The sequence below is a fragment of the Pleionea mediterranea genome (genome assembly GCF_003148745.1).
GTDB lineage: Bacteria > Pseudomonadota > Gammaproteobacteria > Enterobacterales > Kangiellaceae > Pleionea > Pleionea mediterranea.
This window is the reverse complement of sequence record NZ_QGGU01000001.1, coordinates 378,712-395,641: the sequence shown is the minus strand read 5'-3', so window position 1 is coordinate 395,641 and position 16,930 is coordinate 378,712. Positions and strand designations below refer to the sequence as shown.

12 protein-coding genes are annotated in these 16,930 nt (G+C 43.2%); 5 read left to right on the top strand and 7 right to left on the bottom strand.

Annotation, left to right across the window (positions count from 1 at the left end; all coding sequences use genetic code 11):
- Window positions 1-247 precede the first annotated feature (247 nt).
- The gene (rpoE, locus tag C8D97_RS01570; protein WP_109761582.1) at window positions 248-817 is read right to left on the bottom strand and encodes an RNA polymerase sigma factor RpoE; all 570 of its coding nucleotides are present in this window, start codon (window positions 815-817) and stop codon (window positions 248-250) included.
- A 226-nt stretch (window positions 818-1,043) separates the two neighbouring features.
- Here rpoE and nadB point away from each other — a divergent pair, with 226 nt between their 5' ends.
- On the top strand, window positions 1,044-2,639 hold the full coding sequence (gene nadB, locus C8D97_RS01565; RefSeq protein ID WP_109761581.1) for an L-aspartate oxidase: 1,596 nt from the start codon (window positions 1,044-1,046) through the stop codon (window positions 2,637-2,639).
- Window positions 2,640-2,776: 137 nt separating this feature from the next.
- On the opposite strand, the gene C8D97_RS01560 is transcribed toward nadB, so the two are convergent.
- Window positions 2,777-3,274 (bottom strand): protein YgfX, encoded by a 498-nt coding sequence (locus C8D97_RS01560; RefSeq protein WP_146196057.1) that lies wholly within the window; start codon window positions 3,272-3,274, stop codon window positions 2,777-2,779.
- Window positions 3,275-3,380: 106 nt separating this feature from the next.
- Window positions 3,381-3,635, bottom strand: coding sequence for an FAD assembly factor SdhE (locus tag C8D97_RS01555; protein WP_109761579.1), 255 nt, complete (start codon window positions 3,633-3,635; stop codon window positions 3,381-3,383).
- Window positions 3,636-3,727: 92 nt separating this feature from the next.
- Here C8D97_RS01555 and ygfZ point away from each other — a divergent pair, with 92 nt between their 5' ends.
- The 4 genes from ygfZ (at window position 3,728) to C8D97_RS01535 (ending at window position 11,292) form a co-directional block, all read left to right on the top strand.
- Window positions 3,728-4,666: a CAF17-like 4Fe-4S cluster assembly/insertion protein YgfZ gene (ygfZ, locus tag C8D97_RS01550; protein WP_109761578.1), complete on the top strand. Its 939-nt coding sequence runs from the start codon at window positions 3,728-3,730 to the stop codon at window positions 4,664-4,666.
- 25 nt (window positions 4,667-4,691) lie between these two features.
- Window positions 4,692-5,528, top strand: a complete 837-nt coding sequence (locus tag C8D97_RS01545; RefSeq protein ID WP_109761577.1) for an HDOD domain-containing protein — start codon at window positions 4,692-4,694, stop codon at window positions 5,526-5,528.
- Between the two features lie 321 nt (window positions 5,529-5,849).
- The gene (locus C8D97_RS01540) at window positions 5,850-10,349 is read left to right on the top strand and encodes a DUF6701 domain-containing protein (protein WP_109761576.1); all 4,500 of its coding nucleotides are present in this window, start codon (window positions 5,850-5,852) and stop codon (window positions 10,347-10,349) included.
- 178 nt (window positions 10,350-10,527) lie between these two features.
- Window positions 10,528-11,292 carry a thiol:disulfide interchange protein DsbA/DsbL gene (locus C8D97_RS01535; RefSeq protein ID WP_170115101.1) on the top strand — a complete coding sequence of 255 codons (765 nt, stop codon included), beginning with the start codon at window positions 10,528-10,530 and terminating at the stop codon, window positions 11,290-11,292.
- Between the two features lie 134 nt (window positions 11,293-11,426).
- Here the strand turns inward: C8D97_RS01535 and C8D97_RS01530 are convergent, their stop codons facing one another.
- From C8D97_RS01530 to C8D97_RS01515, 4 genes are read right to left on the bottom strand one after another with little or no spacing between them, the layout of a single operon-like run.
- A complete protein-coding gene (locus tag C8D97_RS01530; protein ID WP_109761574.1) occupies window positions 11,427-12,305 on the bottom strand; it encodes a M48 family metalloprotease in 879 nt (292 codons plus the stop codon).
- Between the two features lie 26 nt (window positions 12,306-12,331).
- Window positions 12,332-12,880 carry an SH3 domain-containing protein gene (locus C8D97_RS01525; RefSeq protein WP_109761573.1) on the bottom strand — a complete coding sequence of 183 codons (549 nt, stop codon included), beginning with the start codon at window positions 12,878-12,880 and terminating at the stop codon, window positions 12,332-12,334.
- Window positions 12,881-12,921: 41 nt separating this feature from the next.
- Entirely contained in the window at window positions 12,922-14,766 is a 1,845-nt protein-coding gene (locus C8D97_RS01520; RefSeq protein ID WP_109761572.1) for an adenylate/guanylate cyclase domain-containing protein, read from the bottom strand.
- Between the two features lie 58 nt (window positions 14,767-14,824).
- Window positions 14,825-16,651, bottom strand: a complete 1,827-nt coding sequence (locus tag C8D97_RS01515) for a GAF and HD-GYP domain-containing protein (RefSeq protein ID WP_109761571.1) — start codon at window positions 16,649-16,651, stop codon at window positions 14,825-14,827.
- Window positions 16,652-16,930: the final 279 nt, after the last annotated feature.

The window sequence follows — 16,930 nt, the reverse complement described above, 5'->3', positions numbered from 1 at the left end:
AAGTAGTATTGCTCGATTCATTCTAGTGACGGCCAAATTAACCATCTCTAAATTAAACAACTAGTGATGCATCGTTTAAATTGTAGCTAAAACTTGTCGATGAACAAAATCTTAAAGCTTAACCACAACTGAATGAGCGATATCTTATTGACGTCGTTGAATTCAGAAAGTTCCTCAATTCAGAAATAATTTAATACACTTTCTAATGATAGCGAGTAAATTTAGCCCAACCCACTGCAACTACTTTTTATAATAACTCCCGAATACTGCGATCAACCGTTTCTCGGGCGCGAAAGATACGTGAACGTACTGTGCCCACAGGACAGTTCAGCACATCGGCAATTTCTTCGTAGCTCATGCCTTCCATTTCACGCAGAGTAATGGCTGACTTTAAGTCTTCTGGAAGTCCATTAATGGCTTCGTCCACCCGTTGCTTAAGCTCGTCTCGCAGCGCTAACCGTTCTGGTGAACCCAAGTCTCTTAGCGCATCAACACCACTAAACTGCTCGGCTTCACTGGCATCAATATCCGAATCTGGGGGTCTTCTCCCCTGAGATACCAGGTGGTTTTTTGCCGTATTCACAGCAATACGGTACATCCAGGTATAAAAAGCACTGTCCCCTCGAAAGTTGGGTAACGCTCGATAAGCTTTTACAAAAGCATCTTGTGCAACATCGGCAATGTCGGCAGGATCTCGCACCAGTCTTGAAATTAAACTAAACACTTTATGCTGGTATTTTTTAACCAATAGATCAAAAGCCTGCTTATCGCCGCGTTGTACTCGAGCAACCAGCTCTTTATCGTTCCCGGCACTCATAAATACCTCCTCCTGAGTGTCAGGTTGTTGTTATTCATTGTCATGTCTGACCTTATGCCCCAACATTAGTTCGTGTTGGCGATTAAAATTTTTTATAATTATGACAATCTGCTAACAGAAACGCTAAATTTTCTTGATAATAGTGCGTTTTTGTCGACAAGCACTTGATTGTGCTTAATTTTTAATCAAGCAATCTGCAGGTTTAACGGATTGCATAGGAACCATTATGGCGCAGTTTACGCACGATGTTCTGGTAATTGGCAGTGGTGCTGCCGGTTTAACCGCCGCACTCCATTTAAGTCGACTGGGTAAAGTGGCTGTTCTGTCAAAAGCGGAACTCACTGAAGGCTCTACTTTCTATGCCCAGGGAGGCATTGCAGCAGTTCTGGATTCCAAGGACAGCATCGACTCTCATGTAGATGATACATTAATTGCTGGTGCAGGACTGTGCGATACAAAAGCGGTTCGCTATACTGTTGAGCATTCAAAGCAGGCCATTGAATGGTTAATCGAACAGGGCGTTGCCTTTAGTACCGAACCACCCGACACCAATGGCGAAGTTAAATACCATTTAACCCGTGAGGGCGGCCACAGTCATCGTCGTATTATCCATTCTGATGACGCCACCGGTCGAGCTGTGTCGACCACACTGGTTGGCGCGGTAAAACAACAATCCAATATCACTTTATTTGAACGCTATAACGCCATCGATCTCATCACCGATAACAATGACAAGGGCAATCATGTCGCTGGAGCCTATGCGCTCAATCTGGATAATGATTCGGTTGATGTTTTTAATGCCCGATTTGTTATTTTAGCCACCGGTGGTGCCAGTAAAGTTTACCTTTATACCAGCAACCCTGATGTCGCCTCAGGTGATGGCATCGCCATGGCGTGGCGGGCAGGTTGTAGTGTTTCCAACCTCGAGTTTAATCAATTTCACCCCACCTGCCTGTATCATACCGGGGCACAATCGTTTCTCATTTCAGAAGCTTTGCGTGGCGAAGGAGCCATACTGATTCGCCCTGACGGCAGCCGTTTTATGCCAGAATACGACGAACGAGCTGAGCTGGCACCACGCGACATAGTCGCCAGAGCCATCGATCATCAAATGAAAAAACTCGGCGTTGAATGCATGTACCTTGATATTACTCACAAAGGCGCTGAGTTCATCCGTGGTCATTTTCCAAATATTTATCAGCGCTGCCTTGAGCTGGGGATCGACATTACGCAACAGCCTATTCCGGTAGTGCCTGCCGCCCACTATACCTGTGGTGGTGTCACCGTGGATTTAAACAGCCGAACCAACGTAAATGGACTCTATGCCGTGGGTGAAGTTGCCTGTACCGGACTTCACGGGGCTAACCGAATGGCAAGCAATTCATTACTCGAATGTCTGGTGTTTGCCAAAGCAGCTGCCGAAGATATCGAAGCAAAATTTAATCAACCTTTTCAACAATCTTCCATTCCAGAATGGGATGACAGTCGCGTCACTGATTCGGATGAACAAATCGTAATAACCCATAACTGGCATGAATTAAGACAGGTTATGTGGAACTATGTCGGAATTGTTCGAAGTGACAAACGCTTGGCACGCGCGCAACGGCGGATTGAATTACTGAAGCAGGAAATCCACGAGTATTACGCCAACTTCAGAGTCACCAACGATTTACTGGAATTACGAAATCTGGTTCAAGTTGCCGAGTTAATGGTGCAATGTGCGATGCAGCGGAAAGAAAGCCGCGGCTTACACCACACTATCGATTACCCGGAAACCGGCCAACAACTTATTAATACTCTACTATCGCCCAAACTTTCTTGATAGTGAGCTTATGGCAAAACGAAAGGTTGCAAGCTATCTCATAAATAGCGAACGACGGTGAAACAAGGCAAGTTTTGAGATAGCTTGTAACACTTGATTAACAAACAATCGGTGACACACCTTATCCCGTGTTCAGGTTAAATAATTTTATCCCGCTCACTGGCTTGAGATTTGCGACGTAAAAAGAAATACTGCTGCAGCTGCCGGTTTAACTGCCTGAACTGATGATCACCAATCACATCAATCCAGATAAACGCATAGTGCTTATGCCGTTGTTGGGTGCGAAACACAATCATTAAAACATGGGGAAATAATCTGGACGACTCCAGGGGTTGTACTGGCTGATAACGTTGCTCTTTTGATGATCGATAACCCCAGACGCCTTCACCAAAAGCCAGAAAACCATGCCTCTGTTTACGCTTTTGCCAAAACAACACGATGACAAACAGAATCAACATGGTCACCAAAGCCATCATTAAAAATGGTTGTTGTTGAACTTGGCTGTGTTGAATGATCCAGCTTGTTGAAATAGCGTATAAAAATGCCATCAATAAAATCTGTATCAAACACAGGTACCCTATCCAGTAAGCCCCGTATGCCGTTGAGTACTCATGATGACGATTCAATGATGGCATCGATCAGATCCCGACAGACTCGAGTTGAACTCTGGGATGTTTGAAAAAACATTTTGCATACAGCCTTTGATTATTCCATTAATCATTTTTGCCAGCCTTAAACCTGTTATGAAACCTTCATAACCTTACGAATATGCTCAATTAGAGAATGCCACTTTGCTTCAACAGGCATTCCATAGCCCATAATCCAGTTAAACAAATCCGGATCAGCCTGCTCAAGCAGCTCAACAAATAATTGCTTGTCCTCATCAGACAAATGTTCAAAATGTTGTTCGGCAAATGGGATCAAAATAACATCCAGCTCCAACATTCCTCGGCGGCAGGTCCAGATGATTTTTTTTCGATCAAAAGTTTCACTCATTTCGTTTAAACTACCACTGTCTGTTGAATGGCGCTTAAATTAATGTAAGCTTGCTCGCGACGCAAGCGTCCTTTGCAATTTGAGGAGATTAAATGAAACAACAATGGCTTGATCAGGTTAAACAGCGCTTAAATACTGCTAAAGATAACGCTACTCATTCGGCTGAGCATAACTCTAGTACACTTTATGATCTCAGTAATTATGGTGTTATCCGGCTAAGTGGAGACGGATGTCGAGATTTTTTACAAGGTCAGATCACTGCAGATATTAAGAAGTTATCCGCAAATAAGGCCCTGTTTACTGCAGTCTGCAACCCTCAAGGCAGAATTTACTCTCTATTTTTATTAATTGAACACTCAAAAGATGAATTGCTTTGTCTGCTTCCAGCATCACTGGTGAGCAGTACAGTAGAGCGATTAAAAAAGTTTGCGGTATTTTATAAAGCGGACATCAGCGATGTGTCTGCTCAATGGGCTATCACCGGCACCCACTTATCGCAAACAGACCGAGATAAATTTACAGTATCTCAATCTGATAACGCGATAACCGTTCAGATTGACGATCAACGGTCGATACAGCTGTGCAGTCCAGAAACTGCGTTATCCCAATGGCAAGAAGAAACATCTGAAGTTAAAAATTATGAACTTTGGCTTCAACAAGATATTGAACAGGGATTGCCGCGACTTTACCCAGAAACCATCGAGACCTTTTTGCCCCATAACCTGAACCTGATTGAAATGGGAGCCGTCAGTTTTGATAAAGGTTGCTATACTGGTCAGGAAGTTGTTGCTCGGATGCATTATAAGGGTAAGCTAAAGTCCCACATGCGAATTCTAACAGGCGAGTCGCAACAAGCCCCAGCTCCGGGCAGCCCACTGTATGGCGATGAGAAAAAAATGGGCGATGTCATTTGTGCCGTGAGCAACGAAATGGGCATTTCAGTTTTAGCCTTATGCAAAGATAAAATGGAAAATGCCACAAAAATTCAGTGTGATCCGAAAAATCTGCCTATACTAAAGTTAACGACTTGAAAACATTAAACAAAAAAGAAAGCTTATGAGCCTGGAACAAACGTTTTTAGCCGAACTATTAGATGCCATCAAGAACGACCGTCTGACCTTGCCAACCCTGCCTGAAGTGGCGTTGCGCATACGTGAGGCGGTAGAAGATCCAGAAGCCACGTCTTCGGCCATTGCCAATGAAATCGCGAAAGATGCCGCATTAGCAGCACGCGTGATTAAAGTGGCTAACAGTCCTCTGCTTCGAGGACGAATTGCTGTTGATAACCTGCAACTAGCTATTACCCGAATGGGTATTGCATTTGTTCGAAACCTGGCAACAGGACTGGCCATGGAGCAGATGTTTCAGGCAACCAACGATCAAGTGGACGCCAGACTTCGAGAAACCTGGGAGCACTCCATCGAAGTGGCCTCAATTTGTCAGGTTCTGGCCAGCCATTACACCGATTTGAAGCCCGACCAGGCCATGTTAGCCGGACTGGTACACGAAATAGGTACTTTGCCCATTTTAACCTGCGCAGAAGATACGCCCGATATTCTTGAACATAAAGGCATACTGGAAAAAGTCATTCATCGTTTGCATCCTAAAATCGGTGCTGCCATTTTGAAAACCTGGGACTTTCCACCCGAATTGGTGGCTATACCAATGGGTTATCTTGATTTTGAACGCACCCATGAAGGACCCGCCGATTATGTGGATTTGGTCACGGTTGCCAATTTACAAAGTTACGCTGGCTCAAACCATCGGCTGAGTCAGGTCGACTGGAATACCGTCCCTGCATTTAAAAAACTCGGCATGTCTCCTGAGGTAGATGTTCATGATGTGGATGAACTGGCGGAAGATCTTAGTGTTGCGCGCAGTGCATTAAGTTAATAACAGCTTTGGGTTAATTATTGTCATTAATGAGTTAGATACTCCTCTGGATCACCTTTAATTCAACCCAAAAATACCTTCACCGAAGGTATAAATTATATTGCCACTTCTGCTTTTTTTGTCATTTTCATCATTTCAAATATCTTAACATTCTTAAATAGCTTATAAATCAAAGGCCTATCATCGGCAAACTCATGCCTTTTAGTGCTCATTTTTAAGCAAATATCGCCATTGTATGTATAATCAAAATGATACTGCTGTCGATGAGAGTTAATCCAAGACGAGTATTAACCTAACAAACGACTACCGGGTAGTGAAAATATGATGCGTTGGTCAATTATTTTAAAATCAGCCTTAATTTTGCTTTTGTCCATTTATTCTATGGCCGCGCAAAGCGTGATTATATTTTCTGATGATTTCGAGACTCTTCTGACTCAATGGACTGTCAACAGCAGTGGCGGCGATGCCAGTATCGGCAATGAAACCTCTAACTCCGGCAATAACTCTTTAAGACTCCGTTGGGACACGGTTACCATAACCAGTAACACCATTAACGCCAATGTTTCTGCTGCTCAAGTCCGAATTTGGGTGCGTCGAGGCGACGATAACTTTAGTGAAAACCCCGAAAACGGCGAAAATCTGACGCTTCAATATTTAAACAACAGCAATAACTGGATCACACTGGATACTTTTTTCGGAGGCGGATCTCCAGGAGATATATTTGATCTTGGCTATAACTTACCCGCAGACGCCTTACACAGTGGGTTGCGATTGCGTCTTAATTTAAATACAGGTAGCGGGAACGACTTTGATTATTGGCATGTAGATGATGTGGTTGTGGATAGCATTGATGCCACTGCTCCTACAGGATTAGTGGCCGAATGGCGCTTTGATGAACTGACCTGGAATTCTCAGGCTTTGGAAGTGCGCGACAGCAGTGGCAATTTTTATCACGGCATCGCCTTTAATAGCCAGCCAACCACTGGTTTTGTCTGTAACGCGGCAGACTTTACCGCCGCAGGCACCGATGACTATATACGACTGAATCACGAATCGCTTAATGGCCTGGACGACTGGAGTATATCGGTTTGGGTCACCAGTAACCGTAATGCAGCGCAAACCATTCTATCCGCATCAAAAAATGAGACAGAATTAAACGAAGCGGTCATGTACTTTAATGACGCATCAACCTTCTGGCCGAGTGTTCGCAGCAACCCTTTTTTCGATAACAACACGCAACTAGCACTACCCTACGCCATTGATGATGGCAATTTTCATCATTTAGTCTGGACTCGTGACAGGGCGAACTCAGAAACCTGCCTTTATCTTGATTCAAACATAGTTGGGTGTACCACACACACTGACGGTGGCAATACCATGGATGTGATCGTCGATGGATTGGTCATCGGTCAGGAACAAGATGTCGTTGGTGGTGATTTTGATATTAATCAGGTTTGGGTTGGACTGATTGATGAACTGGTACTGTTTGATAATGAATTATCGCCCGGTGAAGTGCTATTTATTTACAACAATCAAACAGCCGGTCGAGGCTGGGATGGTTCAGACCGGGTATGCCCGGAAGCATTACCACCTACTGCCGCCTATTGGCGCATGGATGAAACAACTTGGGATGGTAGCCCAGGCGAAGTAATAGACCTTTCTGGCAATGGTTTGAATATGACCTCCTATGGCGGTGCCAGTACTAATAATATCGATCCAGCGATTGTGGGCGATCCTGGCACCTGTGGCTTTGGTGAATTCGATGGTTCAACCACTTATCTCGAAATCGATCACGACCCCTTGCTCAGTTTTAGTACCAATATGTCCATCACCTTGTGGGTTAAACCTAACTCGCTCCCCCTCTCCGGACTGCACAGCGTGTTATCCAAAGATGAAAACTATGAGTTTCACCTGACACCTACCAATGAAATTTTCTGGTGGTGGAATCAGGGTGCATTAACCACCAGTGGCGCCAATATTCAACCCGGTAACTGGTATCACATTGGACTGACCTTTCGATCGGGTGAGCAAATAATTTATGTCAATGGCATAGAGCGAGGTCGGCAGAATTTCAATGGCACTCTGCCTCAGAACACCGATCCTCTGCAAATTGGGCAGGACCAGTTAGCTGCCGGACGCTTTTTAGATGGTCAGGTGGATGAAGTTAAAATTTTTCCTTCGACCTTAAGTCACGGTCAGGTTATCCAGTCCATGCTGGAAGTTCATCCCTGCACCTCATCGTCTACCTGCCCTTACGATTACACCGATAACTTCAGCGTTCAGTCCTATGGCAATAACGACGGCAGCAATAACTTTTCCGGAAACTGGCAAGAAACTGGCGATAATAATTCTCCGGCTTCGGGCAGTGTGGGTATTGCCGGTGGTGAATTGTACTTAACCAACCAAAATAACAATGAGCCCTCCATTTCTCGCTCGATGGATTTGTCTCAGGCGCTTACCGCGGAACTTCGGTTTGAAATGCGTACCTCCAATACATTGGAAAATGGCGATCGTGTCGCAATTGAAGTCTCAGCAGACGGCACCAACTACACTGAACTTCAAGAGTTTAGAAATGATGTTGTTGGAGTTTTTACCTACGATATTGCTGGTTTTATTAGCGCTAATACCAGTATCCGTTTTCGCATTACCCAGGGCTACCGCCAAAATGACGAGTATGTCTATTTCGATGATGTGCAAGTCAACATTACTGAATTTTGCGGCATTGGTTTCTTTGTCATTAATCACGATGGTTCGGGTATCAACTGTTTGCGCGAAGCGGTTTCGATTACCGCTTATGACACTGGCGGTAACTTATTAACTGGCTATAACGGCTTAGTGTCATTATCGAGCAACACCTCAAATGGCAACTGGTTTAATACCGACAGCAGTGGTAATAGCGCTGATTTGTCCCAGGGAACTTTAAACGATACCGCTGGTGATGATAATGGCGCAGCAACCTATCAGTTTAGTCCGGCTGATCAAGGAACCGTTACCCTCTATTTAGAAAATACCCATCAGGAATCGATAAATGTAGCGGTTACCGAAGGTGCCGCCGCCGATGATAATAGCGAAGGCAATATTGTATTTCGGCCCTTTGGTTTTGTCGCCACGCCATCATCGATCCCAACACAAGTCGCTGGCAGACCATTTAACTTGCAACTGGCTGCGGCAGGTCAAACTCCGTCACAACCTGAATGCGGTGTTATTGAAGAATATACCGGAAACAAAGATATCCACTTCTGGTCAAGCTACACACTGCCTAACAGCAGTCCAACTCCAGTAACCATCAATGGTGTTAATGTTGCGGGAAGCGAACCTGCAGCAAGTTCTCAGCCCATCACCTTTAACAATGGCATTGCCGATATCCCGGTTCAATACAACGATGTTGGGCAAATTCAGTTTTTCGCGAAAGACGAAACAGGCATTGGTGATCCGACAACTGGAAATACCGATGAAATCATTGGTGGTATACCGCCCTTTGTCGTGCGGCCTTTTGGTTACGATATCAGTGCTCAGGGAAATCCAGATGCAACCGGCGGCGCATCGCCGGTCTATGCAGTCGCTGGCAACGCATTTAATATGACACTAAGAAGCGTTTTATGGCAGGCAGCTGACAGTGACGCCAATGGTGTGCCTTTGCCAGGGGCCGATCTATCCGATAATGGCGTTACCCCCAACATCGTAAATATACCGTCGAGTGCACCCGATATAGATATAACACTCACCCCCACCGCGCAAGTGGTGACCAACTCTGACGGCACACTTAGCGACCCAACCATCAACTATAGTAATTTTTCAGCGGTTGGTAGCGCAGCACAAGGGACACTTACTCAGTCACAAAGCTGGTCTGAAGTTGGGATTTTGACTTTAAACGCCAATACCCCAGACTTTATGGCAACAGGTGTTGGTGTGACAGGATCAAAAAATAATATTGGCCGATTTATTCCATCCTATTTTAGTGTTCAGGTGGGCGATAATTTCGAAGCCCAATGCACAGGATTTAGTTATTCTGGGTTTAATAATGGTTCGGCTGGACTGACTAAGATTGGTCAAAGTGATAACTTAACGATTGATATTCAAGCGTTTAATGCCAACGATGAAACTACTCAAAATTATGACGCTGATTTTGCAAAACTTGAATCAGGCACCATCAGTACTTCTGGGTACGATGAGACCAATGCCGCCCCTGCTCCCGGAAACATCGTCACCGGCACCGTCGGAACGCCAGTTTTTGATACAGACGGATTCGCTCAAAATGTTTCGATCCCTAATGTTTATTACCAATACGACAACTTTGCAGCGCCATTTGAATTACGTATTGATATTGATGCAACGGACGTTGATGGAGTGAATGGAACAGCAAGTTCAAATAGCGTTGAGCAGCGACTGGGACGTTCTCGTCTTGTTACTGCTTATGGTCCTGAAGTGGAACCACTGAACATTCCGCTATATACCGAATTCTTTAATGGCACCGACTGGGTGATCAATACCGCGGATAACTGCACCAGCTACATCAGCAGTGATTTACAATTTGTCACCGGTACCTATCAGGGCGATCTGAATGCTGGTGAAACAAGCATAACATTGCCTGCCAGCAACACTTTGTTAACCGCTGGTGAGTCGGGCGTTAATCAAGGATTTGGCCTGACAGCTCCAGGTGTTGGCAACTCAGGCGAAGTCAATGTTGAGCACAATCTAAGTGCTCTGGACTGGTTAAGATTCGACTGGAATGGCGATAACAGTAATGATAACCCGCAAGCAACCGCTGGTTTTGGCCGATATCGGGGCAGTGATCGGGTGATTTATTGGCGCGAAAACTAGAACGTGTTTATTTTTCGTTCTTAGTCTTTGAGATCCAGGCGTTTATTTAACGCCTTAGCAGCAATCGTTAAAAAGATAGAGACAGTCGATTTAAACTGTCTCTATTATCTGTTTTAATAGCCTCTCATTAATTAATAACACCTTTGACAACCCTAACTTTAAAAAGCCGGAGAGTTTTGTGCGAATTCTAACTATTCTAATTTTGGCGGCATTAAGCTTTGCTTGTGACAATAGCGACTCGTCGAACAATAAATCTAACGCCGAAACCAATAAAACAGCGTCTCAACAACCTGAGGCCAATTCAACCAATGCAGACAAATCGAATGAAGACGCATCGTCAACAAACACCAGTGATGATCACAGCGGTCACAACCATAGCGTTGCTGAACATTCGGGTGAAAAATACAAAGAAGTAGACGTTCAAGACAATTGCTCACAGCCAACGGTTATCGAGTTTTTTGCCTATCAATGCCCGCATTGTTACACACTGGAAGAGCATGTTGCCAAGTGGAAAAAACAAAAAGATGACAGCATAAAGTTCATTCCGGTACCAACTGATCTGGGCCGCGAAGAATTCACAAAATTTGTCGTCACCCACCATGTTGCTGAACGCCTTAATGTTCTGGATGAAATTAAACCTCAACTGTTTGCCGTATTGCATGAGCAAAAGTCGATTAATAATATTTTAGAAATATTTACAGAAGCCGGTGTTGCTGAAGCCGATGCAAAAGCAGCATTTGAAGATATGGAAACCATCAAACAAGATTTAGTCAATGGCTTTGAAACCATGCGTGATTATAAGATCACCGGAGTGCCCGCGTTATTAGTTAATTATCAATACATGATCAATGTTACTACAGCAGGCGGTTACGATAAGGTATTTGATGTCGTTAATGAAACACTCGACCTGCCCGCTAAATGTAAGACTTTCGAAGCTAAATGATCAAGAGCTGAACCTTAAAGTACGATTTGAAGGCCGATTTGAAAGGAGAGATGAAAAGTCATCTCTCCCGCTTTCTTACTCTTTATTTTTATCTTTCTAAATGTTTAAACATTCCCCGTACTCTAGAATTTAACTTATCGAACTGCTTTATTAAATCGCTCTGCTAACGCCAAGCCTGGCTTTATTGTATGAGCCTGATACGTTTGCTCCACCGCTAACAAACGATCATCGGGTAATGGGTGGGAATTAAATAACAGTTGCAAGCTTGAATCTTCTGGATTGAGTGCCGTTAACAACTGAAGCACCTGGGCTAATGCGTAATGATCATAGCCCGCTCGTGCGAGTAACGTCACTGCATGAGAATCCGCCATAAACTCATCTTCTCGCTCTAATCCTTTACTGTATAAATCAGCGGTTGTGTTGATCAGTTTTTCGGCCACCGCTCTGTTCCGATAAAAATCATCGCCTATGGCAGCGGGTTTTCTAGCACGATAAACATCACTGGCTAAAAAAGCCAAGTCACTGACCAGAGATAAAGCATTATTCTTTTCTAATGCCATCAGATAATGCTTATCGGTTACATGGGCTATTTCATGAGCGAGTACTGCCGCCAGCTCGGCTTCTGATCGCAATAACTTCAACATGCCATGGGTTACTAAAATATACCCGCCTGGCATAGCAAATGCGTTTATAGAACTGGTATCAATAATCCCAAATTGCCATTGTATATCTGGACGCTCGCTTTGCAACGCCACCCATCGCCCAACTCTGTTTACATATTGCTGCATTGCCGAATCATCCAACAAAGGAGCACTGCCCAAAACAATAGCTGACATTTGAGCGCCCATTGATTGCTCTTGCTCCAAAGTTACCTTATTTGACGTTAACACTTTTTCACCAAAACTCACCGCGCGTCCCAAATCAACGCCATTTATCATCATGGTTTTGCATCCAGCTATTGTTAACAGTAATAACAACAGTAAGGCACAAGCACTTAATCTATATAGACTCATCGTTAATCCCTCGCCTTGCTAGTGGTTTAATTGTTGACCTTCGGGTAAGATATTTTTTTAGGTTGTAATCCGGCATCTTTTGCAAACTTTTTGCTTGAACGAGTAGATACTTGTAATAAGTACAGTTGCTTTAACGCCTCAAAATCTGGCTTAGATGACTTTAGATCTTTCTCATTAATACCACGAACCCCTGTTGTTAATGTCAAATCACTGTGGGGTTTTCGTGTGCTACTGATTAACGAATTTAAACCACTTTTACTCTCTCTAACCGGCACTGCATTAAAACGCAGTAAAAACATCTTCACCCAGCCGGATGTTTGAGACTCTTTAACCTGATACCAACCACCCTTGCGTTTAATAATCGAAACCGTTTGCTCCTTTTTAAGAGGCATTTTTGTGCGTGATGATAAACTGGGCTCAGAAAACAGATGGGTGTCTTTTATCACTCGGGCCTGATCATTAACAGCAGAAGGCGTTACAGCCTCACTGGCGGTGATATCCGTTGTCATAAATGAAAATAATAAAAAAGCAAATGGATAATGTTTTTTAAGCGCTTTTAAATTCTGTCGTTTCATATTCACTCCTTTGTCTGGGTTAAATAAACAACTTGATTTGGCTATTGCTCTGTCTGAATCAACATGCCTTTTATTGAATAAACATTTACCGGTTCGCTTCGACCTTTTACAGAAAAAGATCCCATCGGGATCCAGTTGAAGGTCGAACGACAACTATTCTTACAGGATTCTGTTAACAATATACGGGCTTTATTTTTGGTAAGGCCTTCTACACGACTCGCCAGATTAACCGTATCGCCAATAGCGGTATAATCATAACGCTGCTCAGAGCCAATCATGCCAACCACCGCTTCACCGGTATGCAGACCAATCCCCACATCAAAGTCCTGTAAATCATCAGGCAGTGACTGCCTGAACTCAATCAAATTCTCAGTCATTTCAATCGCTGCTTTCAATGCATTCTCGGACTGTAACTCATCTTCAACAGGTGCACCCCAAAATGCCATGACCGCATCACCGATAAACTTATCCAGAGTGCCACCGTACTTAAAAATCGTCGCCACCTGCTTTGAGAAGTACCCATTCAATAAAGTGACCACCTGCTCTGCCGAACGACTTTCAGATAAAGTTGTAAAGCCTCGAATATCTGAAAACAAGACCGTAACTCGACAACTCTTACTTCGTGTTGAAAGTTCTAGCGATTGCTCATCAATTAATTCGCGTACCAGCCGAGGATCGATAAAGCGGCTAAAGATGGTGAGTAACTTTTTCCTTTGTTGATACTCTCTTATCCCTCGAAACATAGACACCGTAACAACCGTTATAAAACTGCTCAATATTAAATAACCCACTGAAAATAAATAATCGTTTAATGCAAGAAAATAGCTCGTCAAAAGCAGCAGTAAACTTATAACAAACCACGCTGGCCAGATAATAAAAAACACATTTCGAAAATTTTTAATAGCAAGTGAGCTCGCTGTAAATAACAATACGACCAAACAAAGTGCTAATATCTCTGCCCAGATGTTTACTGACGTAAAATAGGACTGATTCATTAGGTTTTCAGTTGCTGTTGCCAGAATAGATACGGCAGGATAATGATGACTGATTGGAGTAACCCGTGAATCGTAAAGGCCAGACGCCGTACTCCCGACAATAATTATCTTATTCTCTATTTGCTGCTTTAAATGATGGTAAGCGGAGCTATCCTTTGATGCCTCTAGTATTTGAAAAACATCAACATAGCGTTTACTCGCAAATGGTATCAGCTCATTGCCGATAAAATTCAGTTTAATGGACGATGAGTTTGGCAGTGAATAGTTTAACGACGACGCGACCTTTGCTGGCAAACTTAACCAATGCCAGCCATTGAGGTTTCGGTAAACATCATAATGTCGCCCGACGCCATCCCGCTCAGTAGAAAAATTTATACTGCCTACTCGCCAATGCTCACGTTTCACAATCCACGGAAGTACCAAACTACTTAAGGCTTGAGTAGAAGTGTCATTGTTTTTTTCTAAACTCAGAGCTTGTTGATAGTCCTTGAGCTTAATGGGAGTCAGCATACTATTGGATGACACTTCGACCCCGGCCAAATAAACGTTTGAATTTTGTGCAACAACATCAGAAAAATAAGCATCCGAATCCGGTCGATATATATCATGCTCAGAAAATAAAACATCGAACACGATTGCTTCAGGTTTAAGCTCTGAAAGCCCTTCAATCAAATGTGCATGTATGCTTCTTGGCCATGGCCACTTACCCGCTATCGACTCCATCTGCTTTAAGCTGTATTCGTCAATATCAATAATAAGAATATTATTCGGAGGCATTCTCTTTGTAGCCACCTGTTTCACCAGAATATCTGAAACAAACCTGTTAGCGGTAAATCCAATATCAGTAAACAGTCCTAAAGCGACAATAACAGTCGCCATCAAACTCAGCATGATACTTGTCTGGTTACCTCGCTCCAAAATATTTCCTTTTCAACACCATGGTTACAAGTTATCCGGTTACTTGTGCTGTATATTTATAAATACCCGCATCAATAAACAGCTGCACTAGCTGGCTGTCCAGCTTTCCTTCGTTGGCTTCGTTTGTCAAAATAGATAACGCTCGATCTTGAGACAGTGCAGACTTATAGGGCCTATCTGATGCAGTTAGCGCATCATAAATATCCGCGATAGTCATCATCCTTGTTTGAATGGGTATGTCTTTTTCGGTTAGTCCAAAAGGATAGCCACTACCATCCAGCTTTTCATGATGAGCACTGGCTATAAATGGTATATTTTGCAAATCTTTTGTCCAGGGTATGCGTTTTAAAAAATCGAATGTGTGATTAACATGTGACTGTATCTCTTGACGCTCGCCTTCGGTTAAACTGCCTCGTGTTACCGACAAAGACAAGAACTCCTGATCCGACAATAAAAATTGCTCCTCATCACCCATAAATACTTTAAAGTCTTTCAACTTTTTTAGTTCGCTGTAATGATCCGAGTGCAAAATGCTGGGTTCATTGGCTTCTTCAACAATGTTTAAGTAAAGCTCAATTTGCTCACATTGTTGCTTATAATTTTCATGCTGTTGTTCAATAAGAGCTTTTGCCTGCTTATCATTTGCTAAAGTGTTTTGATAGGCGAACTGATAAAAGTCTGCTTTGAGTTTTTGTTGAAACCAACTGAGCCTGAGACGGATCATTTCAATTTCAATTGGCGACAATTTTTTTGCTTTTTGTAAAATATGTTCACGCACACCAACCTTGCCAAAATCATGCAGTAAAGCCGCATAACGCAACTCTCTCATTGCTTGAACGGTTAGTGTTTGCTGATTTAATGATGGATGATGTTCCAGCTTTTCAGCAATGCCACAGGTGTATTCCGCCACTCGGAATGAATGACCACTGGTTATAGGGTCACGGGCTTCAATGGCATTTACGGCAGCCGAGACAAAGCCTTCAAATAAATCACGAATATTTTCTATCAATAAGCTGTTATCGATGGCCACGGCAGACTGGCTTGCAAGTGCTAATAAACGCTCGCAGGTTTCATTATCAAATGGTTTAAACTGTTTCGATTCATTTTTTAAATTCAAAAACTGAAGAATACCTATAATTTCATCACTTCGGTTCTTCATGGGAAGAGTCAAAACTTCTCTGGTACGATACTGATAGGCTTTGTCAAAGCCGTCATCAAAAACATATGGCTCACTTGGTTTTATGTTATACACATCAGGAATATTAAGAATTTTTCCCGTTAAAGCCGTATGTCCGGCCATGGAGTAATGATCTAATGGGTATCGTTTTTCTTTAAAGGGCACATCCAGCTTTTCATTTTGAAACAACATAAACTTTAGAACGGGTTTATCCGTTTCCTTATGATCCACAAGGTACAGTGAGGCAGCTTCACAGTTAGCCAGTTTTCGACCTTCTTTCACAATCATATTGAGCAGCCGCGGCAGCTCTTTTTCTGCAGAAAGCGCAATGCCTATATTGGTCAAATCATGGTTTAAGAGTTGCTGCTGTTGTAATTCTATTTTCTGCAGCGCCAGCTTGGTCAGGATCCCGCAGGCTTGTCGCCAGTGAGTCAATGTGAAGTTATCGGGCAGAACAATATCAACTGACTCAAGGTCTCTGTCAGCAATAATCAAAAGGCTGGGATCTAACGAGTATTGATTCACTAACGCTTGGGTAGCATCCGTTAGCAGAACACCAATAATATTTTTTGATGTGGCAAGGTTATCCTCCAGCAGCTGACAAGCTCCACCAGCACCTAATAGAGGCGTTATTTTTTCTTTATTTTTCAGTGTATTAGTTAAAACACGCCACTCTGGCATCTCTCACTCCAATATCACATTATTACCTAAGTGTACCCCACACAGGTAAAATTGCCATACGAAATGAGATATTCCGAGTCGATAATCGAAGTATGAAATTCGGGTCAGTCATATCCGCCAAGCCACATGAAAGGATTTAAGTCAGATTTTTATATACAGAAGGTGATGAAACGAGGGTTAAAGTTTGTTTTTTAAATAAATCGCCAGTAATTTAGCTACAGTAACTTAAGAACTGTTTCTCGTGCTGGACGATCCGCCTCTTTGATTAATCGTGCTGCT

Excerpts from the sequence above, each read along its gene's own strand:
- rpoE (WP_109761582.1), bottom strand. The coding sequence starts at position 817 with ATGAGTGCCGGGAACGATAAAGAGCTGGTTGCTCGAGTACAACGCGGC.
- nadB (WP_109761581.1), top strand. The coding sequence starts at position 1,044 with ATGGCGCAGTTTACGCACGATGTTCTGGTAATTGGCAGTGGTGCTGCC.
- C8D97_RS01560 (WP_146196057.1), bottom strand. The coding sequence starts at position 3,274 with ATGCCATCATTGAATCGTCATCATGAGTACTCAACGGCATACGGGGCT.
- C8D97_RS01555 (WP_109761579.1), bottom strand. The coding sequence starts at position 3,635 with ATGAGTGAAACTTTTGATCGAAAAAAAATCATCTGGACCTGCCGCCGA.
- ygfZ (WP_109761578.1), top strand. The coding sequence starts at position 3,728 with ATGAAACAACAATGGCTTGATCAGGTTAAACAGCGCTTAAATACTGCT.
- C8D97_RS01545 (WP_109761577.1), top strand. The coding sequence starts at position 4,692 with ATGAGCCTGGAACAAACGTTTTTAGCCGAACTATTAGATGCCATCAAG.
- C8D97_RS01540 (WP_109761576.1), top strand. The coding sequence starts at position 5,850 with ATGATGCGTTGGTCAATTATTTTAAAATCAGCCTTAATTTTGCTTTTG.
- C8D97_RS01530 (WP_109761574.1), bottom strand. The coding sequence starts at position 12,305 with ATGAGTCTATATAGATTAAGTGCTTGTGCCTTACTGTTGTTATTACTG.
- C8D97_RS01525 (WP_109761573.1), bottom strand. The coding sequence starts at position 12,880 with ATGAAACGACAGAATTTAAAAGCGCTTAAAAAACATTATCCATTTGCT.
- C8D97_RS01520 (WP_109761572.1), bottom strand. The coding sequence starts at position 14,766 with ATGCTGAGTTTGATGGCGACTGTTATTGTCGCTTTAGGACTGTTTACT.
- C8D97_RS01515 (WP_109761571.1), bottom strand. The coding sequence starts at position 16,651 with ATGCCAGAGTGGCGTGTTTTAACTAATACACTGAAAAATAAAGAAAAA.